Origin of the sequence: Pseudonocardia sp. EV170527-09 (assembly GCF_008369905.1) — a bacterium.
In the GTDB taxonomy this organism is placed as follows: domain Bacteria; phylum Actinomycetota; class Actinomycetes; order Mycobacteriales; family Pseudonocardiaceae; genus Pseudonocardia.
The window spans coordinates 1-453 of sequence record NZ_VRMC01000346.1 but is presented as its reverse complement, the minus strand read 5'-3'; the positions used below and the strand labels follow the sequence as shown (position 1 = coordinate 453).

Genomic DNA, 453 nt, shown 5'->3' with positions numbered 1-453 from the left:
GGCGGTAGCGGTGGGGGTGCGGTCGGCGCCGGTGCGGGCGTCGAGGATGACGGGGCCACCGTCACGGGTGGAGCCGTAGACCGCGCCGTGCCAGACCGCAGAGACTGCTGGCGGGATCCGGGTGGCGCCGGTCTGGTTCACGATCCGCCATAGTTCGTTCCCCGTCTCGTCGAGCCCGAGCAGGATCTCGACCGGCCGCGACCCGCTCTGGCAGACCGTGACCGCACGCTGGTCGTAGAAGCACTGCCAGTTATACTGGTCGTCCTGGAGCGCCCGGATCGGGGTCGGGTCCCCGGTGGCCGCGTTGAGGACGGTGGACGAGACAGAGTCGTTGATCAGGACCTGGTGCCGGCCGATCGGGAAGACCTGTCCGGTGGCGGTGCTGCGCCACCGGTTCCGGCCGGCGCTGACCGCCAGACCGCCTGTGTGCCCCTCATCTGGCCAGGAGCCGAT

At 70.6% G+C, this 453-nt stretch carries 1 protein-coding gene; it reads right to left on the bottom strand.

Annotation, left to right across the window (positions count from 1 at the left end):
- A partial coding sequence (locus FVA95_RS31215) for a hypothetical protein (RefSeq protein ID WP_205016050.1) occupies nucleotides 1-453 on the bottom strand: 453 nt, incomplete at both ends.